Below are 23,362 nucleotides of genomic sequence, written 5' to 3'. Positions count from 1 at the left end.
CGTCACGGCGCGGGCTTCCGCTCGTCCGGGCCGGTTCAGCCCGCGGCGCGCTGCCTCCGGGCCGCCATCAGCGCGTACACCGCGACGCCCGCGAACAGGAACAGGACGCCCTGGTAGACCGCGGCGTAGCCGGAGCCGGCCACCAGCCACATCGAGAAGGCGAAGGCCAGTCCGGCGAGGACCGCGTCCCGCACCAGGCGGCCCCGGTGCACCCGGTCCGCCCGGCCCGAGGCCAGGAAGTACAGCTGGGCCGCGGTGGACAGCAGGTAGGGCACGGTGGCGGTGAAGGTGGTGACCAGCACCAGCACCTCGAACACGCCTTCGGATCCGGCGGTGTAGTTGTAGACGGTCAGCGCGGACGCCAGGGTCACGGTGACGACCACGCCGGCCACCGGGACGCCCCGCCGCCGGGTCTCGAACACCTTCGGGAAGAGCCCGTCCCGCGCGGCCGCGTACGGGGTCTGCGCGCTCAGCAGGGTCCAGCCGTTGAGGGCGCCCAGCATCGACACCACCGCGGCACCGGCCACCAGCGTGCCGCCCCAGCCGCCGCCGAACATGGCGTCGACGGCGTCGCTGAACGGGGCCTCGGAGCCGACCAGCCGGTCGTGCGGGACCAGACCGAACACGGAGACGGTGCCCAGCAGGTACACCACGGCCGCGCCCAGGGTGCCCAGCACCGTGGCCCGGCCCACGTTGCGCCGCGGGTCGCGGACCTCGCCGGCGCTGACCGCGGCCGACTCCACGCCCAGGTAGCCGAACAGCAGGATCGCCGCGGACGCCGAGACCGCGCCGACCGCGCTCTGCTCCCCCGCCCGGAACGGGCCCAGGTTGGCCGGGTCGAAGAAGAAGAGCCCGCCCACGGCGACCAGCAGCAGCGGGACGAACTTCAGCACCGTGGCCACCAGCTGCACCGCGCCCACGTACCGGGTGCCGGCCAGGTTCGAGACGGCCGGCAGCCACTGCACGGCCAGCGCGGCCAGGCACATCGACCAGCGGTGCTCGCCCACGGCCGGGAAGAGCACCGAGAGGTAGCCGACCGCGGCGACGGCCAGGGCCGCGTTCGACACCCACGCGGTGATCCAGTAGCTGTACGCCGCGAGGAAGCCGGCGAAGTCGCCGAACGCGGCGCGGGCGTACACGTAGGGTCCGCCGGTGTGCGGGAGCCGGCCGGCGAGGCGGCCGAAGACCAGCGCCAGGGCGATCGCGCCCAGCGTGAGGATCCCGAAGGCGAGCAGGCTGATGGTGCCGAAGGGGGCCACGGAGGCGGGCAGCAGGAAGATGCCTCCACCCACGATGTTGCCCATGACCAGGCATATCGCGACGGGGAGGCCGAAACGGCGGGCGTGCGGGCCGGCGTCCGGGGCGGTGGCCCCCACGCTCCCGGCACCGGGGCTGGTGGCCTCCGGGCCGGCGGCCCCGCGAAGGGTGGTGCTCACGGGTAGTGCGCCTTACGGTGTTTCACATCGTGGACAGGTCGCCACATGCTCCGGTATCGCCGGGGCGGCTCCAAATCATCGGTTTTCGTCCTGCGCGAGCACCTGTCCGGACGGAAAGGTTGCGTCCGCGACGCGTTCCGGCCGTGGATCCTCCACCACCGCGGAAGGAGCCGTTCCGGCGGGCCGGGCCGTTTCCGCCAGCCAGCCGCGCAGCACCCGGTGCACCTGCTCCGCCCCCACCAGCCCGGGCTCCGGGTCCCGCAGGCCGGCCGGCCACATCAGGAAGGCGGTGCCCTGCTCGCCGCCCAGCCCGCCGTGCGAGCCGATCTGCTCCTCGAAGGCGTGGACCGTGCCGGTCGCCGGGTCGTACGCCGAGTTGACCATGATGTCGGCCACGTGCGGGAAGGAGTCCGTCCGGCGGACCGCCTCGGCCGCGCCCGGCCCGTACGCCGCCAGCAGTTCCTCCGCCTCCCCCGGCACCGACAGCCTGGCCGAGGCCCCGCCCGGACCCAGCACCACCCCGTCCACCAGCAGGAACCCGATGCCGGGATGGTTGGCCAGGGTGGGCAGCAGCGCCGGGTGCGCCCGGTCGATCCACTCCCGGCCGGCCCGGCCCGGTACGTCCGGGAACGACACCAGCCCCAGGTTCCCCGAGGCCAGCACCACCGGGTCCGACGCCGGCTGTTCCCGCGCCTCCTCCTGCGGCTCCTCCTCCACCGGCCGGTGCAGCGCCGCGCGCACCGCCGCCCGGGCCTCCGCCCCGCTGTGGGTGCGGCCGGCCCGGCGCGACACCGGCAGCCCGCAGCCCGCCCGCACCAGGTCCTTCAGCCGCAGCCCGTACCGGCCCAGGAACGTCTCGCCGGGGCTCTGCCCGTGGTCGGAGAGCAGCACGATCCGGTACGGACGCGGGGCGTGCTCGGCGACCCGGGCGAGCAGGGCCAGGCTCCGGTCCAGCCGGGCCAGGACCTGGTCGGTGTCCCGGCCGCGCGGGCCGGAATGGTGGGCGACCTCGTCGTAGGCGACCAGGTCCGCGTAGACGGCGGCGCGGCCGGCGAGCATGTCGCCGATCACGGCCGCCACCACCACGTCCCGTTCGACGACGGTGGCGAAGGCCCGGATGAACGGGTACGGCAGGCCGCGCGCCACCCGCGGGCCGGTGCCGCCGCGCCTGCGCGCCCGCAGCGCCTGGACGGTCTCCCGGACCACCTCGGCGACGAAGGACAGGGCGGTGCGGACCGCGTTGGCCGGGTCGGAGAAGTACGCGAAGTAGCCCGCCCGCGACCGGTTGCCCCGGCCGCGCCGGGCCGAGACCGACAGCACCAGCGCCAGCTGGTCGGCACCGCCGCTGAACAGGTTGCCGCGGCTGGCGCCGTCGCGGGTCAGCAGCCCGCCGTGGCCGGCGCGTTTGACCGCCCGGCGCTGGAGGCGTTCGGCGCTGGCGGGCCGGTTGCAGACCATGACCTCGCCGGTCTCCTTCTCGTACCAGCGGAAGGCGGGCACGTCGAAGTTGGAGCCGTGCAGCAGGCCGAGCTGGCTGGCACCGGTCTGGCTGGACCAGTCCGTCCGCCAGGGGGCGATCCGGTGGGTGCGGTCGAGCCAGTCGGCGACGGTGGGCATGACACCGGCGGCGGCCGCCTCCCGCAGCACCCCGTACCCGACCCCGTCGAGCTGGAGGAAGAGCAGCCCGGGGGTGACCTCGACGCCCGCCTCCGCGGCGGTGCGGCCGCGGAGGCGCCGGCGACGGCGGTCGGCCAGCCGGTACAGGCGCCGGCCGTACGCCTCGTCGTCGCGCACGGCGAGGGCGGTGGAGGTCGCGGAGGCGACGGCGGACATCACGGCGGCGACCACCACGGCCGTCTCCGGGGCGGCCTCGCCGCGGCCGTCGGGGATCAGGTCCATGGCGAGGAGCAGCAGGGAGCCGTTGAGGAAGAACACCAGCAGGCCCAGCACCAGCGCGGGCACCAGCAGCAGGGCCCGGACCACCACGGGCCAGACCAGTGCGGTCAGCACGCCGAAGGCGCCGGCGCCCCAGGCCGCGGTGAGGGCGATCCGGGTGAAGCTGTCACCGTCGCCGGACTGCAAGCGGAAGTCCGGCAGGATCCCGGCCAGCACCAGCATCGTCAGGGTGGACACCGCCCAGACGAGGATCACCCGCAGCAGGGCCCCGCCCGCCGTACGCCAACGCCCCCACCACCCCTGGACCACGCCGCACCCGCCTCACGTCCGTCACCCCGCCGGCCGGGGCCGCCCCGGGCACGCCCGGACCGCGAGCCCCTTCACCAGCCTCGCACAGGGCGGGTGACCGGGCGTTTCGACACGGACGGCGCACGGGGACGCGGGGCGGCGCGTGCGGGGCCGGCGGTGTCGGGTGCGGCGGGTACCAGGCCGGGCGGGTCCCGGACGCGGCGGGTGCCAGGTCCGGCGGGTACCAGGCCCGGCGGGCGCCAGGTACGCCGTTTTCGGTTCGCGGTCGTCAGGTGCCGTCGTAGCCCGCCGTCGGCATGGACAGCCGGCGGTGCACCTCGGCCTTCATCTCCGAGGTGTAGCTGGGCTCGCTCAGCCCGGCGGTCTCCAGCCGGACCCCGCGGCGGGCGCACTCGGCGGTGAACTCGTCCACCGAACGCAGCGCGCGTTCCAGCACCCGCCGGTTCGGGGCGACGAAGAGGTCCACCTGCCCGGCGTCGACGTCGGCCCACAGGCCGCAGTGGTCGGCGCGCATGCCGTAGCCGAGCAGTTGGCGCGTGACGACGTAGCCCTGGTCGGCGGCCCAGCGGGCGCACATGGCCTGCTGGCTCCGGGTGTCGACCACGAAGGGGTCGGCGTCCAGGTGTTCGAGCGGGACCAGGCTGGCGATCGCGGCCACCCGCAGCTCATCCATGCCGCCCGACCCTACTCCGATCGGGGCCCGGGGAGGAGGGGGTCGTCGGCCTGCTCGTACGGGCGAACCGGCCGGGCAGGCCCTACGCTCGTGGTGGACGAAGCGAAGGGAGGGGGGCGCCGTGCCGGTGGAGGTCACCTGGTGGGGGCACGCCACCTGTACGGTCGAGGACTCGGGGGTCCGGCTGCTGACCGATCCCCTGTTCGCCCGGCGGCTCGCGCACCTGCGGCGCAGGCGCGGCGCGTTGCCGCCGCCCGAGGCGGCCGTTGCCGACGTGGTGCTGGTCTCGCACCTGCACGCCGACCACCTGCACCTGCCGTCGCTGGCCCGGCTGGCGCCCGGCACCCGCCTGGTGGTGCCGCGCGGCACGTGCCGGGCGCTGCCCGCGCTGGCCCGGGTCGCCGTGGTGCGGGGGCTGCGGGTCACGGAGGTGGTACCGGGCGAGGTGGTGCGGGTGTCGGACGGGGTCCGGGTCCGGGCGGTCAGCGCGCGGCACGACGGCCGCCGGCTGCCGTTCGGCCCGCGGTCGTCGCCGGCGCTCGGGTACGTCGTCGAGGGCTCGGCCCTGACGTACTTCGCCGGGGACACCGGGCCGTTCGACGCGATGGCCGACGAGGTCGGGCCGGTGGACGTGGCGCTGCTGCCGGTGGGCGGCTGGGGCCCGTACCTGGGGCCGGGGCACCTGGACGCGGCGCGGGCGGCCGCCGTGGTGGCCGCGTTGGCGCCGGCGGCGGCGGTTCCGGTGCACTACGGCACGTACTGGCCGGTGGGCATGGACGCGGTGCGGCCGCACGAGTTCCACGCGCCGGGCGTCGAGTTCGAGCGGCTGGCGGGCCGCGCGGCGCCGAAGGTGGCGGTACGGGTGCCGGACCACGGCGAACGGGTGCGGCTGCCGTGATGCTGGTGCAGGCGGAGTCCACGCAGCAGGCGGTCGGCTACCCCGCGCTGTTCCTGCTGGTCGCGCTGGGGGCGCTGGTGCCGGTCATCCCGACCGGGGCGCTGGTGAGTTCGGCGGCGGTGGTGGCCGTGCACCAGCGGGAGTCGCTGCCGTTCGGGGTGCTGCTGGTGTTCGTGGTGGGCGCGGTGGCGGCGTTCACCGGTGACCTCGCCCTGTACTGGCTGGGCCTGCGCGGGGTCCGCTCCCCCGGCGGCTCGCGCCGGCTGGCGCGGCTGCGGGAACGGGCCGACCCGGAACGGCTGGCCCAGGCGCAGGGCCGGCTGCACCGGCACGGGATGCTGGTGCTGGTGCTGTCCCGGCTGGTGCCGGCGGGGCGGATCCCGGTGATGGTGGCGTGCCTGATGGCGGAGATGCCGCTGCGGAGGTTCGCGCGGGGGGATGCGGCGGCGTGCGTGGCGTGGGCGGCGGCGTACGGGGTGATCGGGATCCTGGGGGGTTCGCTGTTCTCCGAACCGTGGGAGGGCGTGGTGGTCGCGGTGGCCCTGGCGCTCCTGGTGAGCGCCGCCCCCGCGGCCTGGCGCCACCTCCGCCCCACCTGACCCCGCCCGCCCTTGCCGGCCCCGCGCAGCACGCCTCCGCCCGGGCCCGCTCGAACCCCGCCCTGGCCGGACGGTCCGGCTCCGCCGGTACGCGGGCGGCACCCCGGCCGGCCGCCGGCCGCCGGCACGCCACTCCAGCCCCGCCGGCGATTGAGGCGCGGCGGGTGGGGCGAAGCCCCACGTGCCCCAGCACACCCCCGCTCCGCCACGCAACCCGCGCCTCCGGCCGGGCCCGCTCAAACGCCGCTCGGGCTGCATGGCCCACCCCCGCCGGTACGCGGGCGGCGCCCCCGCCGGGGCAGCGAGCGCCGGGGCGGCATGTGCGGCCTCGCCCGCGCTAGAGCGTGGCGGAGGCGCCGATCGGGAGGTCCCAGAGGTGGTCGCGGGGCAGGCCCGCGCGGGTCCACGCGTCGCGGACGCGGAGCAGCGGCTCCAGTACCGGCTCGGCCGACAGCGCGAACGTCCCCCAGTGCATCGGCGCCATCCGCCGCGCGCCGACGTCCAGGCAGGCCTGGACCGCCTCCTCCGGGTCGGTGTGGACGTCCCGCAGCCACCACCGCGGCGCGTACGCGCCGACCGGCAGCAGGGCCAGGTCGATGCCCGGGTACCGCCGCCCGATCTCGGCGAACCAGTGCCCGTAGCCGGTGTCGCCGGCGAAGTACACCCTGCGGTCCGCGGCCCCGTCCGTCAGGACCCAGCCGCCCCACAGCGACCGGCACGTGTCCAGCAGGGTCCGCTTGGACCAGTGGTGCGCGGGGACGAAGTCGAAGCGGACGCCGTCCAGTTCGGCCGCCTCCCACCAGTCGAGCTCGGTGACGCGGGTGAAGCCGCGGCGCCGGCACCAGTGGCCCAGGCCGGCCGGGACGAACAGCGGGGTGGTGCGGGGCAGCAGCCGCAGGGTGGGGGCGTCGAGGTGGTCGTAGTGGTTGTGGCTGATGACGACCGCGTCGACCGGCGGCAGGTCCTCCCAGCGCACCCCGACCGGCGTCATCCGCGCCGGGGTGCCGAGGATCCGCCGCGACCAGACGGGGTCGGTGAGCACGGTCAGCCCGCCGACGCGCAGCACCCAGCTGGCGTGGCCGGCCCAGGTGGCGGCCAGGGTGCCGGGGCGGGCCTCGGGCAGCGGGCCCGGCTCGTACGGCAGGTCGGGGATGCCGCTCAGGGCTTCGGGGCGGGGCCGGAAGGCGCCTTCGCGGGCCAGCCGGGCGAAGGCCCGCAGGCCGGGCAGGGGCGTGGTCAGCCGGTCCGCGAACGACCTGGGCCACCTGCGGACCTCGCCCAGCGGCCGGAGCGCGCCGGGCGGCTGCCCGGCAACGGGGGGCGCGGCCGGGGCCGGCGTGCCGCCGAGGACCGGAGGCCGGCGGCCCGCCCCGGCGGGCGGCGGCGCGGCGGGCGCGGCGCGCGGCGCCGTGCGCGGGGCCGGTTCGAGCCGGTCGGTCTGGTCCCTCATCAGCATGGCTCCGTTCTGCGGACGGTCGGTCGGGTCACGTCAGTTCGGCCAGGACCGCCGCGAGCGTGTCCAGCGCCTCCCGGACCCGCGGCAGCGCGAGCGGGTCGGGTGCGGTCAGCGCGGCTCCGCGTTCCTCCGGCTCGGAGCCCAGCAGCGGTGCGGTGGAGAGCCGGACCCGGGGCGCGCCGAGGTCGTCCGCGAAGCGCTGTCCGCCGGGGGTGGGGGTGCCGAGGCGGGCGCCGAGCCAGTCCTCCAGTTCCATGGCGTCGCCGACCCCGCGCCGGGCCAGCCCGCCGCGCAGGGGGGTGAGGTCGGCGTACAGGTGCCGGCCGGCTTCCGGGGGCCGGCTCAGCGCCCCGGCGTCGAGCAGCCGGCGGTGCGCGGCGGCCGCGACGGTCCCGTGGAGGGCGGCCGCGGCCCGGGCCCGCGCGGCCACGGCCCCCGGTTCGGCCAGCGCGTGCGCGGCGGCCGCGGCGACCGGTCCGGCCACCACCGCGCCGGTGGCGGTGAGCACGTCCAGGGTGCGGGCGCGCAGCCAGGTGCCCTGCGGGGTGTCGGGGAAGCGGAGGGCTGCGGCGGGCAGGCCCGCGGGCAGCAGGGATCCGGCCAGGTCCAGCAGGACGGCGGCGCGCTCGGGCAGCATCTCGGCGGGGCTGACGAAGAGGGTGTCGTGCGGGTGGTGCAGGGTGTCCCGCCAGGTCTCGTCGCTGACGACGAACAGCCCCTCGGTCTCGGCGGCCTCGCAGGCCTCGCGGATCAGCTCGGGCGGCGCGACCGTGCCGGTGGGGTCGTCGGCCGGGCAGAGCAGCAGGACGCGGGGGTCGCCGCCCTCGGCCCGGACCCGGCGTACGGTCTCCATCAGCGCCCAGGGGTCGGGCACGCCGCCGCATTCGGCGGGGGTGGGCACGTGGAAGGCGCGCCGGCCGAGGAGCCGGATCTGCGGGGTCCACCAGGCCGGGCAGGGCCGGGGCAGCATCACGTCGCCGCCGTACGCGCCGAGCAGGGCCAGCAGGAGCCCTGGCCCGCCGGGGCCGGCGGCCACGTCGTCGGGGGCGGTGGCCAGTCCGCGCCGGCCCCAGTACCGGCAGGCGGCGGCGCGTACGGCGGGCCCGCCGCCGGCGGGTTCGGGGGCGGCGTGGCCGGCTTCCGCGGCGAGGGCGGCGGCGAGTTCGGGCAGTACGGGGAAGCCCGGCTCGGGCGGGGGCGGGCCGTAGCGCACCGGGCCCCGGCCCTCCGGCACCGTGCGCTGCATCCCCTCCACCGCCTCTGTCTCCTCTGCGGGTCCCGTCCGACCGTCCCGTTGCCGCTTGCCCCGTTCCCTCTACCCGACCCCTGCCCTTTATAAGGTGGATTGCTCCCGTGCGCCCCTTCAGGCAGCCCGGCCGAGCAGCGCGAGCAGCCGGGTCTGGGCGTCGGCGCCGGCCGGTGCCTCCAGGGGCGGGGCGTACATCCCGCTGGCGGCGAGGCCGTCCGCATAGGGCATGACCTCCTTGAGGGAGAACTCGACGAGCCCGTCCGGCAGGCGGTCCTCCGCGCCTATGGCGCGGGACAGGTCCCAGGCGTGCACCACGCAGTCCGCGGTCAGTTCGGAGCAGTACGCGGACGCGCGGGTGTCGCCGTAGGAGAGCTTGACGGTGCGCTCCAGCGCGCCGGGGGCGGTGAACGCGCCGCGCGCGGCCTCCGCCGCGCGGTCCCAGGCGGCGACCGGGTCGTCGCCGAGCAGGTCGCCGGAGAGTTCGTCGCCGACGTCGGCGACCGTACGGCCGTCGGTGACCAGCGGCGGGACCCACAGCTGCTCTCCGGTGACGTGGTTGACCAGGTCCCGGACGGTCCACTCGGTGCAGGGGGTGGAGCCGGTCCACTGGTCCTCGCGCACGGAGCGGACGCGGTCGCCGAAGAGGCGGAGCGCGTCGGCGTGCGCGGCGAGCAGGGTGTCCCCCTGTCCGGGCCGGTCCGGGCCGGCGGACCCGCCCGCCGTGCCGGTTTCGCTGGTTCCGGTTCCCATGGAGCTCACCGTCCTCTCGGCCCCCGCGACCCCGATGCCCACTGTCCTCGCAGCGGGACTGCCCTGCCAGCCAGGGCCTCAATCCCCTTTACCCGCACGGGTGACGTCCACATTTCAAAACGCCTATCTCATATCCCGACATGATCCTCTACGGTTGCGGCAACGCTTCGAACCGCTGGACGACGAGGAGTGACACGATGAGCCGCGCCCGGGACACCGCCGTCTACACCCATGGCCACCACGAGTCGGTGCTGCGCTCGCACCGGTGGCGCACCGCGGAGAACTCCGCCGCCTACCTGATCGGCGAGCTGCGCCCGGGCCTGTCCGTACTGGACGTGGGCTGCGGGCCGGGGACCATCACGGCCGACCTGGCCGAGCTGGTCGGCCCGGACGGGCGGGTGGTGGCGGTGGACGCCGCCGCAGACGTCGTCGCGCAGGCGCGGGCGTACGCGGAGGGCCGCGGCCTGGACGGACGGATCGAGTTCGGCACGGCCGACGTGCACGCGCTGGACTTCCCCGACGACACCTTCGACGTGGTCCACGCCCACCAGGTGCTCCAGCACGTCGGCGACCCGGTGCTTGCGCTGCGCGAGATGCGGCGGGTCTGCCGGCCGGGCGGGGTGGTGGCGGCCCGGGACGCCGACTACCAGGCGATGGCCTGGTACCCGCAGACGCCCGGCCTGGACGCCTGGCTTTCCCTGTACCGGCGGGTGGCCCGCGCCAACGGCGGGGAGCCGGACGCGGGACGGCGGCTGCTGTCCTGGGCGAGGGCGGCGGGCTTCGGAGAGGTCCGGGCCTCGGCGTCGGTGTGGTGCTTCGCCTCCGCGGAGGAGGTGGCGTGGTGGTCGGAGCTGTGGGCGGACCGTACGACGGCCTCGGCGTACGCCGGCCTCGCCACGGCCGGCGGCCTGGCGACGCCGGCGACGCTGGCGGAGGCGGCGGCCGCGTGGCGCGAGTGGGCCGCGGCGGCGGGCGAGGCGTGGTTCTCCGTACCCCACGGCGAGATCCTCTGCCGCGCCTGAACCGCGCCCCGGAACCCGCCCGTCCCGCCATCCCGCCCATCCCGCCTCCGGGGCTTCGCGCCGGGGGTCAGGCCGGGCGCATGCGGAAGTCGTAGTGGGCGGGGAGGGGCTGGGGCGAGAGGGCGGACCAGAGTTCGGCCAGGGACTCGTCGCCCTCGCGCAGGTCCGGGACCGTTATCCCGTCCTCGAAGAGCCGCCGTGCCGCGACCACGTGTCCCTCCGCCACCAGCAGCCTCGCCGCCAGCAGGCGGAACCGGCCGCGCTCCCGCAGCCCGGGGCGGACCCGGTCCCACACGGCCCGGGCCTCGCGGACCCGGCCGGCGTCCAGCTGGGCGGCGAGCGCCTCCCGCCCGAGGGCCGATTCGGCGGCGTCCCAGGCCGCGCCCCCGCGGCCGTCGCGCGCTTCGGCCAGGGCCCGGAACGCCTCCGCGTAGCGCTCGGCGGCCCGGCCGGTCTCGCCGGCCACCGCGTCGGCCGCCGCCAGGCAGCGCAGCAGGGGCCAGCGGGACGGGGCCGGGGTCAGGCCGCGCTCCCAGCTGCGTACGGCCTGGGCGCGGTCCCCGGCGTGCCACTGGGCCACCCCGAGGTGGTACTCGGTCAGCGGATCGGCGGGGGCCGTCTCCAGCATGTCCCGCCAGTGCGGGGCGACCGGGCCCGGTCCGGGCGGCGCGGCGGGGTCCGGGCCGCCCGGCAGGGCGCCGGTGCGCCACAACTCCAGCCAGGGCCGCTCCTGTTCGCCGATGTCCGGCTCGGCGAACGGGGTGCCCGGCAGCTTGTGGCCGCCGCACAGCACCTCCAGCGCGCCCCAGCCGGAGCCGGAGGCCAGCCGCTCTCCCGGCTCGGTGTCGGCGTGTTCACGCCAGGCTGCGTACGCCGCGTCCACCGCGCCGCGGGGCAGCGCCGCGTCCAGGGCCCGGGCGGCCTCGGCCCGGGCGGCGGCCCAGTCGGTGCCGTGCACGGCCGCGGGGTCCGCCGCCAGCGGCCCGTACGCCTCCAGCCAGCTGATCTCGGCGCCGGGGTCGAGCCGCACGTGTTCCAGCTGGGTGCGGGCCAGCCCGGCCTGGATCTCGGCGTAGCCGGGGGTGCCCGGTTCGGTCAGCCATTCCTGCCAGCGCCGCCCGCCGGGGCCCGATCCCCAGACGAAGAGCTTGCGGCCGCCCAGCCGGTCGGTGGAGGTCTGCACGAGGCCGTGGCCGGAGTGGTCGAGGGCGGCGATCCAGGGCCGGCCGCCGTCCTCCGCCGGCTCGTAGAACCAGTCCGCCGGGTACTCGCTGCCCAGCGGGTAGGTGCGGTCGGCGCCCTCCCAGCGGGGTACCGGCACCTTGCGCAGGGATCGCTCGTAGCCGAAGTGCCAGGCCTCGTCGGCGGGGGCGAGGACGCGGGTGCCGGGGTCCTCGGGGACGGCGGTGTTCGACCACCAGTAGACGGGCGCGGGCCGTTCGTGCGGGTTGCGCACGCGGACCCCCACGTACAGGTACGGGGAGTCGGCGGGCAGCCAGAGGTCGACCTGGAACGGCAGGTCCCGCAGCCGCTCCCACTCCCACAGCCGGACCATGGTCCCGCCGTCGGGCGCGGGCACCAGGGCGGCGTGCAGCGGGGCGCAGGACAGGGTGGTGTGCCCGGTGGCGCCGATGTTCCATTCGATGCCGCCGGAGAACCAGGCCCCGTTGAGGGCGAAGGCGGCGGGCTGGAACACCGGGTTGCGGTAGAGGAGTTCACGGCCGGTGGGCAGGTGCAGCAGCGACTGCACCCGCCCGCCCAGGCCGGGCAGCACGGTGGCCCGCAGGTGTTCGTTCTCCAGGACCACCGCGTCGAGGGCGGTCTCGGACCGGTCGCGGCCGTATCCGTCGCGGAGGCGTACGGGCAGCAGCGAGCGCAGCGGCTGATAGCCGATCTGGCGGGCCATCCGGCGGGGCAGGGCCTCGCGGGACCGTTCGTCGAGGACGTGCGGCTCGTCGAGGGGGCTGAGCGGTGGCAGGGGGTTCTCGGGCCCCAGCGGGGCGGCGGGCAGGGTGACGACGGCGCGCCGGACGGTAGTGGCCATGGGGGAATGGAACACGCCGCGGGGGCCCGGTGACAGGGTTTTGCCGGATCGTCCCACCCGCGGGGGGATGCGGGGGCGGTACGGGGGGACGACCCGGCCGTGGCAGGGCGGACCGGGGCAGCCGGGCGGCCCGGGGCAGCCGGGCGGTGAGTCCGGCCGGGCGCGCCGGGGGCCCGGGGGCGGTCAGCCCCGGAAACCGAGCAGTCCGTGCAGGGCGGCCCCGCCGGCGTTGGCGGGTACGGCCCGGGTGGCCGGGACGGGGGTCGGCTCGGCGGCGGCCGGGCAGGCGGCGTCGGTCGCGCGGCCGGTCCGGAGGTAGGCCGCCACCTTCTCGTCGAGGCACTTGTTGCCGGCCAGCGACACCCCGTGGTTGCCGCCGCCCTCCTCGACCAGCAGGGCGGAGCCGGCCAGCTTCCGGCGCATGCTGACCGCTCCCGAGTAGGGGGTCGCGGCGTCCTCGGTGGCCTGCACCAGGAGGGCGGGGGGCAGGGCGCTGTTGGTGACGTCGGGCGCGGTCAGCGGCTGGGTGGGCCAGAACGCGCACGGGGCGTTGTACCAGGCGTTGTTCCAGGTCATGAAGGGGGCCTTGGCGTGGGTGGCCCACATGTCGCGACGCCACACCGCCCAGTCGCGGGGCCAGGCGGAGTCCCGGCACTGCACGGCGCTGTAGACGCTGTAGCTGTTGCCCGCGGCCGGGTCGACGGCGCCGAACCGCTCGTAGGCGGCGACCAGCGGTGCGGTGTCGTGCCGGAGGACGTACGCGGCGAAGGCTTCGGCGAGGTGGGGCCAGTAGCCGTTGAAGTAGCCGCCGGGGAGGTAGGTGTCCTCCAGTTCGGACGGGCCGACCTTGCCGCCGGCCGGGGTGCCGCGCAGCGCGTCCCGCATGGCGTACCAGCGCTCTTCGACGGCGGCCGGGTCCTTGCCGAGTCCGTACTTGTCGTCGTACTTGGCCACCCAGGCGAGGAAGGCCTTGTGGCGGGCGTCGAAGGCGAGGTCCTGGGCGATGTTGTCCTGGTACCAGACGCCGGAGGGGTCGACGACGGAGTCGAGGACCAGCCGGTGGACGCGGCCGGGGTGGAGCTTGGCGTACACGGCGCCGAGGTAGGTGCCGTAGGAGTAGCCGTAGTAGCTGATCTTCGGGGCGCCGAGGGCGGCGCGGAGGAGTTCGATGTCGCGGGCGGCGGCGACGGTGCCGATGTGCGGGAGGACGTCGGCGTGCCGGTCCGCGCAGGACTCGGCGAAGGCGCGGACCCGCTGGAGGTTGGCGAGCTCGTCGGCGGCGCGGTAGGGGACGGAGTCGGGGCGTACGGGCGCGAAGTGGCCGGGGCCGCAGTCCAGCGCGGGTTCGCTCTTGCCGACGCCGCGCGGGTCGAATCCGATGACGTCGTACTGGGCGGCGACGTCCTTGGGCAGCGCGGAGGCGATGAACCCGGCGAGGTTGCGTCCGCTGCCGCCGGGACCGCCGGGGTTGACCAGCAGCGGGCCCATGGAGCGGGCGGCGGTGTGCGGGACCCGGGTGAGCGCGAGTCTGATCTTCCGGCCGGTGGGCGCCTCGTGGTCGAGGGGGACGTCGAGGGTGGCGCACTGGAGGGTGGGGAAGCGGGTGGTGGCGCAGCCGGTCCAGTGCAGCGTGTCGGCGGCGGCGCGCGGCGCGGGCGCCGGCGCGGCGGCGGTGCTGGTGGCGGCGGGTCCGGACAGGGCGGTGGCCGCGGTGGCGGTGGCGAGCAGGACGGCGGCGCGCCTGCGGAACCGCACGGGCGGTGCGGTCCGGGCCGGCGCGCCCGGACGGGGCGACGCGGAAGGCGCGGGCCCGGACGGCGCGCACGGCGCGGGCTGCGCCGACGACGCGGGCGAGGGGGACGACGGGGACGGGGTCATGGGGCCTCCCGGCAGAGGGTTCTGGGCGGAATCGTCCCGGAACCGTGCGCGGGAGGGGCGCATTGGGCCGCGCGTTGGCCCGATCTGATGATGCCGAGGCGGGCCGGGCGGGTCAGAGCAGGCTGAGCTGGACGGGTCCGGCGGGCCGCGGTCCGTCCGGGCGTTCGGGGAGCACGGGTCGGCGGTGGGTTCCGGGGCTGCTCGGTCCGATCCCGAATTCGTCGGCGAAGCCGTGGACTTGGCGGGTGATCCGGCGCTGGTACCAGGTCGGCGCGTACGCCCCGCCCGCGTACATGCGTTCGTACCGCTCGACGAGCCGGGGGTGGTGTGCGGCGAGCCAGGCCGTGAACCACTCGCGGGCGCCCGGCCGCAGATGGAGTACCAGGGGTGTCACGGAGGTGGCGCCGGCCTCGGCGATCGCCCGGACGGTCGCGCGCAGCTGCTCCGGCGAGTCCCCGAGGAAGGGGATGACCGGGGCCATCAGCACGCCGCAGCCGATGCCGTGCTCGGCGAGCGTCCGTACGGCGTCCAGCCGGCGGGCGGGCGAGGGGGTGCCGGGCTCCACGGTCCGCCACAGGGCGGTGTCGGTGAAGCCGACGGAGACGGAGACGCCGACCTCGGTGACCTCGGCGGCCTGCCGGAGCAGTTCCAGGTCGCGGAGGATCAGCGTGCCCTTGGTGAGGATGGAGAAGGGGTTGGCGTGGTCGCGGAGCGCCTCGATGATCCCGGGCATGAGCCGGTAGCGGCCTTCGGCGCGCTGGTAGCAGTCGACGTTGGTGCCCATGGCGATGTGGGCGCCGGTCCAGCGGCGGGAGCCGAGCTCACGGCGCAGCAGTTCGGGGGCGTTGGTCTTGACGACGATCTGGGAGTCGAAGCCGAGACCGGTGTCGAGGTCGAGGTAGCTGTGGGTGTTGCGGGCGAAGCAGTAGACGCAGGCGTGCGAACAGCCCCGGTAGGGGTTGACCGTCCATTCGAACGGCATCCGTGAGGCTCCGGGCACCCGGTTGACGATCGACCTGGCCCGCACCTCGTGGAAGGTGATCCCGCGGAACTCGGGGGTATCGAAGGTCCGGGTGACCACGGCGTCGGCGCCGAACAGGGCGGCGGGTCCGCCTCCGGTCGCGGTGAGATCGTCCCAGCGCATGGCTCCTCCTCGATGGCTCCGACCCGAGAATAGAACAAACGTTCCCATGATCGTGCGGGGCCGCGCCCCCACCCCGCCGGGCCGCCGCCGCCCGGGCGCCAGAACCCCGGCCCCGGGCCGGATTTGGGCCGCCGCCCCGGAAGTGGTTGGCTTGCCGCCGCACAACGTTCACTACTGCTGGAGGAACAGGTATGGCGCAGGTCGAAGCCACCACGGAGCGGATCATCGCGGCCGACGCGGAGACCGTTTTCGACACGCTGGCGGACTACGCCGGCGCCCGCCGCAAGCTCCTCCCGGAGCACTTCAGCGAGTACGAGGTGCTGGAGGGCGGCGACGGCGAGGGCACCCTGGTGCACTGGAAGCTGCAGGCCACCAGCAAGCGCGTCCGCGACTGCATGCTGGAGGTCACCGAGCCGTCCGACGGCCGCCTCGTCGAGAAGGACCGCAACTCCTCCATGGTCACCACCTGGACGGTCACCCCGGCCGGCGAGGGCAAGTCCAAGGCCGTCGTCACCACCGTCTGGAACGGCGCAGGCGGCATCGGCGGCTTCTTCGAGCGCACCTTCGCCCCCAAGGGCCTCGGCCGCATCTACGACACCGTCCTCGCCAACCTCGCCCGCGAGACCGAGGCCTGAGCCGGCCCTCCCCGGGGTCCGGCCGGGACTCACCGGTTCGAGTGGATTTCGCGGCCCGCCCCGCCCGGGCCGCGGTCCGCGCGAGCCGCACCCTGGGCCGCGCCCGGCCCCCTGGCTAGTGTGGGACGTCAGCTCCGTACCGCACCGAACCCGCCGGGGGGCCGATGAAGATCCTCATCTCCGCAGACATGGAAGGCGCCACCGGGGTCACCTGGCCCGCCGACGTCCTCCCCGGAACGCCCCAGTGGGAGCGCTGCCGGTCCATGTTCACCTCCGACGTCGACGCCGCCGCCCGGGGGTTCTTCGACGGCGGCGCCGACCGGGTCCTGATCAACGAGGCCCACTGGACCATGCGCAACCTGCTGCTGGAACGGCTCGACCCGCGGGTCGAGATGCTCACCGGCCGGCACAAGTCCCTCTCCATGGTCGAGGGCGTACAGCACGGGGACGTCGACGGCATCGCCTTCGTCGGCTACCACACCGGCGCCGGCGCCGAGGGCGTCCTCGCCCACACCTACCTCGCCAACTCCATCACCGGCGTCTGGGTCGACGGGACCCGCGCCAGCGAGGGCCTGCTCAACGCGCACGCGGTCGCCGAGTACGGCGTGCCCGTCATCCTGGTCACCGGAGACGACCTGACCTGCGCCGACGCCGCCGGATACGCGCCGCGCGCCCGTACCGTGGCCGTCAAGGACCACGTCTCCCGCTACGCGGCCGTCTGCCGCACCCCGGAACGCACCTCCGCCGACATCCGGGCGGCCGCCAAGGAAGCCACCGCCCTCGCCGTCCGCCACGACCCCGTGACCGGCGGCCCGTTCACCGTCGAGGTCGAGTTCGACGCCGAACACCTGTCGATGGCGGCGACCGTCGTCCCCGGGGTCGACCGGAGCGGCGAACGCCGGATCTCCTACCGCAGCGACACCATGTACGAGGGCATCCGGACCTTCAAGGCGGTCACGACGATCGTCTCCGCGGCCGTGGAGGAGCAGTATGGCTGACATGGGACCCGGCACGGCCGGGGAGGCCGTCGACGCGGCGGCACTGGACGAGGCCGTCGAGTTCACCTCCGGCCTCATCCGCATCGACACCACCAACCGGGGCGGCGGCGACTGCCGCGAACGGCCCGCCGCCGAGTACGTGGCCGAACGCCTGGCCGCCGCCGGACTGGAACCCGTCCTGCTGGAACGCACCCCCGGCCGCACCAACGTGGTCGCCCGCGTCGAGGGCACCGACCCCGGCGCCGACGCCCTGCTCGTCCACGGCCACCTGGACGTCGTCCCGGCCGAGGCCGCCGACTGGACCGTGGACCCCTTCTCCGGCGAGGTCCGCGACGGGGTGGTGTGGGGCCGCGGCGCCGTCGACATGAAGAACACGGACGCGATGGTGCTGGCCCTCGTCCGGGCCTGGGCCCGCCACGGAGTCCGCCCCCGCCGCGACATCGTCCTCGCCTTCACCGCCGACGAGGAGGACAGCGCCGTCGACGGCTCCGGCTTCCTCGCCGACCAGCACCCCCACCTGTTCGAGGGCTGCACCGAGGGCATCAGCGAATCCGGCGCCTTCACCCTGCACACCGGGCCCGGCCGGGCCCTCTACCCCATCGCCGCCGGCGAACGCGGCACCGCCTGGCTCAAGCTCACCGCGCACGGCACCACCGGCCACGGCTCCAAGCCCAACCCGGCCAACGCGGTGAGCCGGCTGGCCGCCGCCGTCGCCCGGATCGGCGAACACGAGTGGCCGGTCCGGCTCACCGCCACCGTCGCCGCCTGCGTCCGCGAACTCGCCGCCCGCGAAGGCCTGTCCGTGGAACCCCGCTCCCCCGGCTTCGACCTCGACGGACTGCTGCCCAAGCTCGGCCCGGCCGCCGCCCTCGTCGAAGCCACCGTGCGCAACAGCACCAACCCGACCATGCTCAGCGCCGGATACAAACTGAACGTCGTCCCCGGCCACGCCACCGCCTACGTGGACGGCCGGATCCTGCCCGGCGGGGAACGCGAGTTCACCGACACCCTGGACGAACTCACCGGCCCCGACGTGCACTGGGAGTTCCACCACCGCGAAGTGGCGCTCGAAGCACCCGTCGACGGCCACACCTACGCCGTCCTGCGGGAAGCCGTGGAGCACTTCGACCCCGACGGACACGTGGTCCCGTTCTGCATGGCCGGCGGCACCGACGCCAAACAGTTCTCCCGGCTCGGCATCACCGGCTACGGCTACTCCCCGCTCAAGCTGCCCCCCGGCTTCGACTACTGGGCCCTCTTCCACGGCGTCGACGAGCGGGTCCCGGTCGACGCCCTCCACTTCGGGGTCCGCGTCCTCGACCGCGCCCTGCGGGCCCTGTGATGCTGCCGGCCGGGCCCTACGGCAGCTGGCCCTCCCCCATCGACGCGGCCCTCGCCGCCGCCGTCGACGGCCGCCCCGAGTACCTCGGCACGGTCGGCGACGAGGTGTGGTGGACCGAACCCCGCCCCGCCGAGGGCGGCCGCCGCACCCTGGTGCGCCGGCCCGCCGGCGGCCCCGAGCGGTCGGTCCTGCCCGCGCCGTGGAACGTCCGCAGCCGGGTCGTCGAGTACGGCGGCCGGCCCTGGACCGGCGCCCTGCGCGACGGCGGCCCGCTCGTGGTGTTCGTCCACCACACCGACCAGCGGATGTACGCCTACCGGCCGGACGCGGCCGGCGCCGCGCCCGTGCCCCTCACCCCCCTGTCCGGGGTGGGCGGCGGCCTGCGGTGGGCCGATCCGGTGCTCCGCGGCGACGAGGTGTGGTGCGTACTGGAGGAGTTCACCGGCCCCGCGCCCACCGACGTCCGCAGGGTGCTGGCCGCCGTACCACTGGACGGCTCCGCCGCCGGGGACCGCGACCGCGTCCGCGAACTCACCGACGACCGGCACCGGTTCACCACCGGACCCCGGCTCTCCCCGGACGGCCGGCGAGCCGCCTGGCTGGTCTGGGACCACCCGCGGATGCCGTGGGACGGCACCGAACTGAAACTCGCCGACGTCACCGAAGACGGGACGCTCACCGCGGTGCGCACCGTCCTCGGCGGCCCCGGCGAAGCCGTCGCCCAGACCGAATGGGCCGCCGACGGGACCCTCCTGGCGGTCAGCGACCGCAGCGGCTGGTGGAACCCGTACCTGGTGGACCCGGCCACCGGCGCCGCCACCAACCTCTGCCCCCGCGAGGAGGAGTTCGGCGGACCGCTGTGGAAGACCGGCCTGACCTGGCTGGCACCCCTGCCGGCCGGCCCCGTGGCCGTGCTGCACGGCCTGGGCTCCTCGGTGCTGGGGACACTCGACCCCGGGACCGGCGACCTCGTCGACGCCGCCGGCCCCTGGACGGCCTGGCAGCCGACGCTCGCCGTACACGGCTCCCGCGTGTACGGGGTCGCCGCCAGCCCCCGCAGCGGCTACGAGGTGGTCGAGCTGGACACGGCCACCGGCCGCACCCGGGTCGTCGGCGCGGCCTCCCGGCACCCCGTCGACCCGGCCTACTACCCCGAACCGCAGAGCCGCACCTTCCTCGGCCCCGACGACCGGGAGATCCACGCCCACGTCTACCCGCCGCACCACCCGGCCCGCAGCGCCCCCGCCGACGAACTCCCCCCGTACGTCGTGTGGGCGCACGGGGGACCCACCGACCACGTGCCGCCCGTGCTCGACCTGCACATCGCCTACTTCACCTCGCGCGGCATCGGCGTGGTCGAGGTCAACTACGGCGGCTCCACCGGCTACGGCCGCGCCTACCGGGAACGGCTGCGCGAGCAGTGGGGCGTGGTCGACGTCGAGGACTGCGCGGCGGTGGCCCGCGCCCTGGCCGCCGAGGGCACCGCCGACCCGGAACGGCTCGCGATCCGCGGCGGCAGCGCCGGCGGCTGGACGGCCGCCGCCTCCCTGGCCTCGACCGACCTCTACGCCTGCGGCACCATCATCTACCCCGTGCTGGAACTCCGCGGCTTCGCCGCCGAGACCCACGACCTGGAGTCCCGCTACATCGAGGGCCTGGCAGGCCCGGCGGAGACCCTCGCGGTCCGCTGCCGCGAACGCTCACCGGTCGCCCGGGCCGACCGCATCACCGCCCCGTTCCTGCTGCTCCAGGGGCTGGCGGACGTGGTGTGCCCGCCGGCCCAGGCCGAACGCCTGCTCACGGCGCTCCGCGGCCGCCCCGTGCCCCACGCGTACCTCGCCTTCGAGGGCGAGGGCCACGGGTTCCGCCGGGCGGACACGATGGTCCGCGCCCTGGAAGCGGAACTCTCCCTCTACGTCCAGGTCTTCGGCCTCGACCGCACCGACGTCCCGCACCTCCCCCTGATCCCCCCACCCGCGAAGCCAAGCCCCTGAGCCGGCCCGTCCTCACACCGGCCCGTCCTCACCCCCGACGCCACCGGCGTGGAGCCACACCCGGAGAGGACCTACAGGGCTGAAGCCGTTCCGGACGGCCGCGTCGAGGTCGTCCCCGGCCTCGTACCCGACGATCGGCAGGTCCGGCCAGAGACGGGCGACCTGGGCGGTGCTCCCGGCCCAGGCGCCGTCGAGGTACTCGTCCTCACGGGCGAACACGTTGGACAGGCCCACGGCGTCTCCGGAACGGTTCGCGACCGCTCCGGCCACGATCCGGCCCCCGTCCGTGCCGGCGAGGAAGACGACGTCCTCGCGCAGCAGGGACGGGCGGAACAACCCGGCCGACTCGCCGTCGGACCAGGCCTCCTCCCAGTCGGCCAGCTCCCCGGCGGTCCGGACCACCCGCCACCGGAGGCCGGAGGCGGGCCGCCGGCCGTCTTCCGGAAGCGCGGTGCGGTGGATCCACCGCGCCTCGAACAGCACCTCGAACCCGGCCCCGGCCAGGTCCAGGGTCGCGAAGCTGTCCTTCACCGCGCCTCCGGGGCTCCGCGTGTCGACGGCGTGCAGCACCTCCTCCGCCGTGGTCCGGGGGTCGAGGGTGACGGCGTCCGGATACAGCGTCGGGGTGCGCACACCGGAAGCCCACAGGCGGTCGTCCATGCGCCCCGGCAGGTCGTGCGCGGCGCAGACGGCGTGGCACCAGGCGGCGTTGTTGCGCGCCGCCAGGCCACTGAGGGAGTAGTCGTCGAAGATCACACCGGATCGTCGCACAGCCGCTAGCCTGGCTCGATGCCGTTTTCCGCCTCACCCACCGCGTACACCGTCGCCGGGGGCCGGGTGGCCCTGCGCCCCTTCCGTCACGCGGACGGCCCCGAGTTCACCGCCCGGGTACGCGAGAGCCGGGAACTCCACCGCCCGTGGCTGTTCCCGCCCGAGACCGTCGAGGAGTACGAGCCGTACGCGCGACGGCTGATCGAGGAGGAGGGCCGGGCCGGGTTCCTGGTGTGCGAACTCGCCGCCCACGGACGGATCGCCGGCTTCGTCAACATCAACAACATCGTGCACGGCGCGTTCCGGTGCGGCGCCCTCGGCTACGGCGCGTTCGCGCACGCGGCCGGCCGCGGCCTGCTCGGCGAGGCCCTCGACCTGGTGGTCGGCCACGCCTTCGGCGCGCTCGGCCTCCACCGCCTGGAGGCGAACGTCCAGCCCGGCAACACCGCCTCGATGGCGCTGGTGCGCCGACACGGCTTCCGCCTGGAGGGCCTGTCGCCCGACTTCCTGTACGTCGACGGCGCGTGGCGCGACCACGAACGCTGGGCGATCACCCAGGAGATGCGCCTGCCCCGCTGAGGGCGCGGAGCGCCCCCGTTGCCGCCACGGCCAAGCGGGGGTGGGCCTGGGCCCGGGTGAGCACGTCCCGCGCCCGCGGGTCGGCGAGGACGCCGAGCCCTTCGACGCAGGCGACCGCGACCCTCCAGTACGGGTCGTGGGGGGACAGCAGCCGGCCCAGCGTGGCGATCAGGGCGGGCGCCGACTCCGGGGCGCGGAGCGCGGTCAGCAGCCGGACCGGCTCCAGCGCGTAGGCGGTCCGCAGCGGATTGGTGGCCAGCGCCGCGGCAGCCCGCGCGGTGCGCGGATCCCCCAGCGCCAGGAGGGCTTCGGCGGCGGCGGCGCAGCGCGGCGGGTCCCGGTGGTTGAGCAGCAGCACCAGCGGCTCGAACGCGCGCGGGTCCCGCGCGAGCCCGAGCCGGTACGCGGCGAGCTCACGCGCCCACAGCGGCTGCCCGGGCTCGGTCAGCGCCCCGGCCAACTCGTCGACCCCGGCCCCGAGCAACCGCGGGTACGCCTCAGCCGCCCCCGCCTCACCGCGCAGCCGCTCCAGCACAGTCACACGCCCACGATAGGCCTTCGGCCTATGGGAGGGGGGCCACTTGGGGAGGGTGCTGCGGTGGGGGGCGGGGGTGGGGGTGGGGGTGGGCCGGCTCGGGCGGGGCGCGGATCCGGGGCGGGGGTGGGGCGGGTGGGCCCACTGGACCGGTGGCGTGGGACGCCGACGGGGGTGGGGGCGACCGGACCCACCGGACCGGGGGCGTTGGTTGCGTCGGGGTGGTTGCCCGTCCGTCCCATCGTCCTTCCGGGGCCGTCCGCCCTGTCAAGGGCGCTCCTTCGTCGCGTCGCTTCGCGATGGCCTTCGGCCACCCTTGACAGGGCGGCCGTCCCCGGAAAAACGACAGACGAACGGACAACCCAAAACAAGGGCAAGGGGTGTGCCCAGGGATGCGGCTCTTCCCGGCTGCCCGGCCGGGCCGGGGGCGGCGGCCGATTCCGCCCTCCGGGCGGAAGCCCCACCTTCACCCACCCGGAAGGTGCATCAGACGGGCCGCCCCAGGGCACCCCACACCGCTACGCGCTCCACTCGGCAAAGTGTCCCCGTGTGGTCGGTGGCCGGACATAGACCGCCATCGATCGCTACGCGCTCCGGCCGCCCCGGCGGCCGAAAGGCCGTCTGGGGCCGATGTCCGCAAGGAAAGACCGTCTGGCGCGTCGTGGATTGCAGTCAGGCACCCCTCGGGGCGACGGGAGGGGCGGCAAAGCCCCTCAAATGAGACATATTGCGGGCCTTTTGGGCTCGCTCATTCCCCTTGCGTCATTCCAGGACCGTCTGGCGCTCACTAACGACCCCATACCGCCGTAACCGGCCCCACGCGGCTCCGGAGGCCGCCAATACAGCCGATGACCCTCCGCCCTGGGGCGGCTTTTGTCCAGCCAGCGACCAGACGGGGACACTGAGACGGCCGAAGCGCGTAGCGATCCGGGGTGCCCTCCCGGCAGGCCCGTCTCTGGCACCTTCCGGGTGGGTGAAGGCTGAGCTTTCCGCCCGGAGGGCGGGTTGGGCCGCCGCCCCCGGCTCCGCCGGGCAGCCGGGAAGGGCCGCAGGACAGGTGCACCCCTTGCCCTTGTTTTGGGTTGTCCGTTCGTCTGTCGTTTTTCCGGGGCGGGCGGCGGGGTCAAGGGTGGCCGAAGGCCATCGCGCAGCGA

The 23,362-nt window shown here is 75.7% G+C and carries 19 protein-coding genes; 8 read left to right on the top strand and 11 right to left on the bottom strand.

What is annotated here, in order from left to right:
- Positions 1 to 35: 35 nt before the first annotated feature.
- From ACFY61_RS29815 to ACFY61_RS29805, 3 genes are all read right to left on the bottom strand, one after another.
- Positions 36 to 1,376 (bottom strand): amino acid permease, encoded by a 1,341-nt coding sequence (locus ACFY61_RS29815; protein WP_389477226.1) that lies wholly within the window; start codon positions 1,374 to 1,376, stop codon positions 36 to 38.
- 135 nt (positions 1,377 to 1,511) lie between these two features.
- Positions 1,512 to 3,641 (bottom strand): phage holin family protein, encoded by a 2,130-nt coding sequence (locus ACFY61_RS29810; protein WP_389477073.1) that lies wholly within the window; start codon positions 3,639 to 3,641, stop codon positions 1,512 to 1,514.
- Between the two features lie 268 nt (positions 3,642 to 3,909).
- Positions 3,910 to 4,314 (bottom strand): hypothetical protein, encoded by a 405-nt coding sequence (locus tag ACFY61_RS29805; protein ID WP_389477071.1) that lies wholly within the window; start codon positions 4,312 to 4,314, stop codon positions 3,910 to 3,912.
- Between the two features lie 121 nt (positions 4,315 to 4,435).
- Between ACFY61_RS29805 and ACFY61_RS29800 the strand changes: the two genes are divergently transcribed.
- Together ACFY61_RS29800 and ACFY61_RS29795 are read left to right on the top strand one after the other, a co-directional pair.
- Positions 4,436 to 5,212 carry an MBL fold metallo-hydrolase gene (locus ACFY61_RS29800; RefSeq protein ID WP_389477069.1) on the top strand — a complete coding sequence of 259 codons (777 nt, stop codon included), beginning with the start codon at positions 4,436 to 4,438 and terminating at the stop codon, positions 5,210 to 5,212.
- Entirely contained in the window at positions 5,212 to 5,811 is a 600-nt protein-coding gene (locus ACFY61_RS29795) for a DedA family protein (protein ID WP_389477224.1), read from the top strand. The genes ACFY61_RS29800 and ACFY61_RS29795 overlap by 1 nt, the downstream gene beginning before the upstream one ends.
- 337 nt (positions 5,812 to 6,148) lie before the next feature.
- Here ACFY61_RS29795 and ACFY61_RS29790 read toward each other — a convergent pair whose 3' ends face one another.
- The 3 genes from ACFY61_RS29790 to ACFY61_RS29780 all read right to left on the bottom strand — a co-directional run bounded on the left by ACFY61_RS29790 (position 6,149) and on the right by ACFY61_RS29780 (position 9,266).
- The gene (locus tag ACFY61_RS29790) at positions 6,149 to 7,261 is read right to left on the bottom strand and encodes an MBL fold metallo-hydrolase (protein ID WP_389477067.1); all 1,113 of its coding nucleotides are present in this window, start codon (positions 7,259 to 7,261) and stop codon (positions 6,149 to 6,151) included.
- A 34-nt stretch (positions 7,262 to 7,295) separates the two neighbouring features.
- Entirely contained in the window at positions 7,296 to 8,513 is a 1,218-nt protein-coding gene (locus tag ACFY61_RS29785; RefSeq protein WP_389477222.1) for an aminotransferase class I/II-fold pyridoxal phosphate-dependent enzyme, read from the bottom strand.
- Between the two features lie 117 nt (positions 8,514 to 8,630).
- The gene (locus tag ACFY61_RS29780) at positions 8,631 to 9,266 is read right to left on the bottom strand and encodes a TIGR03086 family metal-binding protein (RefSeq protein ID WP_389477065.1); all 636 of its coding nucleotides are present in this window, start codon (positions 9,264 to 9,266) and stop codon (positions 8,631 to 8,633) included.
- 197 nt (positions 9,267 to 9,463) lie between these two features.
- Here ACFY61_RS29780 and ACFY61_RS29775 point away from each other — a divergent pair, with 197 nt between their 5' ends.
- Positions 9,464 to 10,288, top strand: a complete 825-nt coding sequence (locus ACFY61_RS29775; protein ID WP_389477063.1) for a methyltransferase domain-containing protein — start codon at positions 9,464 to 9,466, stop codon at positions 10,286 to 10,288.
- A gap of 67 nt (positions 10,289 to 10,355) precedes the next feature.
- Here the strand turns inward: ACFY61_RS29775 and ACFY61_RS29770 are convergent, their stop codons facing one another.
- The 3 genes from ACFY61_RS29770 to ACFY61_RS29760 form a co-directional block, all read right to left on the bottom strand.
- Positions 10,356 to 12,332 (bottom strand): DUF5107 domain-containing protein, encoded by a 1,977-nt coding sequence (locus ACFY61_RS29770; RefSeq protein WP_389477061.1) that lies wholly within the window; start codon positions 12,330 to 12,332, stop codon positions 10,356 to 10,358.
- 183 nt (positions 12,333 to 12,515) lie between these two features.
- Positions 12,516 to 14,087: an alpha/beta hydrolase gene (locus ACFY61_RS29765; RefSeq protein ID WP_389477059.1), complete on the bottom strand. Its 1,572-nt coding sequence runs from the start codon at positions 14,085 to 14,087 to the stop codon at positions 12,516 to 12,518.
- Between the two features lie 235 nt (positions 14,088 to 14,322).
- Complete coding sequence (locus ACFY61_RS29760; RefSeq protein ID WP_389477057.1) at positions 14,323 to 15,354, bottom strand: Rv2578c family radical SAM protein; 1,032 nt, start codon at positions 15,352 to 15,354, stop codon at positions 14,323 to 14,325.
- Positions 15,355 to 15,545: 191 nt separating this feature from the next.
- Here ACFY61_RS29760 and ACFY61_RS29755 point away from each other — a divergent pair, with 191 nt between their 5' ends.
- From ACFY61_RS29755 to ACFY61_RS29740, 4 genes are all read left to right on the top strand, one after another.
- Entirely contained in the window at positions 15,546 to 15,989 is a 444-nt protein-coding gene (locus ACFY61_RS29755) for an SRPBCC family protein (protein ID WP_389477055.1), read from the top strand.
- Positions 15,990 to 16,153: 164 nt separating this feature from the next.
- Positions 16,154 to 16,987, top strand: a complete 834-nt coding sequence (locus ACFY61_RS29750) for a M55 family metallopeptidase (RefSeq protein ID WP_389477053.1) — start codon at positions 16,154 to 16,156, stop codon at positions 16,985 to 16,987.
- Positions 16,980 to 18,329 carry a M20/M25/M40 family metallo-hydrolase gene (locus ACFY61_RS29745; RefSeq protein WP_389477051.1) on the top strand — a complete coding sequence of 450 codons (1,350 nt, stop codon included), beginning with the start codon at positions 16,980 to 16,982 and terminating at the stop codon, positions 18,327 to 18,329. The genes ACFY61_RS29750 and ACFY61_RS29745 overlap by 8 nt, the downstream gene beginning before the upstream one ends.
- Positions 18,329 to 20,323, top strand: coding sequence for a prolyl oligopeptidase family serine peptidase (locus tag ACFY61_RS29740; RefSeq protein ID WP_389477050.1), 1,995 nt, complete (start codon positions 18,329 to 18,331; stop codon positions 20,321 to 20,323). Before ACFY61_RS29745 ends, ACFY61_RS29740 begins: the two co-directional genes overlap by 1 nt.
- 12 nt (positions 20,324 to 20,335) lie before the next feature.
- Here ACFY61_RS29740 and ACFY61_RS29735 read toward each other — a convergent pair whose 3' ends face one another.
- Entirely contained in the window at positions 20,336 to 21,094 is a 759-nt protein-coding gene (locus ACFY61_RS29735; protein WP_389477048.1) for a hypothetical protein, read from the bottom strand.
- Between the two features lie 18 nt (positions 21,095 to 21,112).
- Between ACFY61_RS29735 and ACFY61_RS29730 the strand changes: the two genes are divergently transcribed.
- Positions 21,113 to 21,673 carry a GNAT family N-acetyltransferase gene (locus tag ACFY61_RS29730; protein WP_389477046.1) on the top strand — a complete coding sequence of 187 codons (561 nt, stop codon included), beginning with the start codon at positions 21,113 to 21,115 and terminating at the stop codon, positions 21,671 to 21,673.
- On the opposite strand, the gene ACFY61_RS29725 is transcribed toward ACFY61_RS29730, so the two are convergent.
- Complete coding sequence (locus ACFY61_RS29725) at positions 21,645 to 22,214, bottom strand: adenylosuccinate lyase (RefSeq protein WP_389477044.1); 570 nt, start codon at positions 22,212 to 22,214, stop codon at positions 21,645 to 21,647. The genes ACFY61_RS29730 and ACFY61_RS29725 overlap by 29 nt on opposite strands.
- Positions 22,215 to 23,362: the final 1,148 nt, after the last annotated feature.

Origin of the sequence: Streptomyces sp. NPDC012888 (genome assembly GCF_042900645.1) — a bacterium.
Taxonomy (GTDB): domain Bacteria; phylum Actinomycetota; class Actinomycetes; order Streptomycetales; family Streptomycetaceae; genus Streptomyces.
Note: the sequence above shows the minus strand (reverse complement) of the source record. Positions and strands in the feature narration are given on the sequence as shown.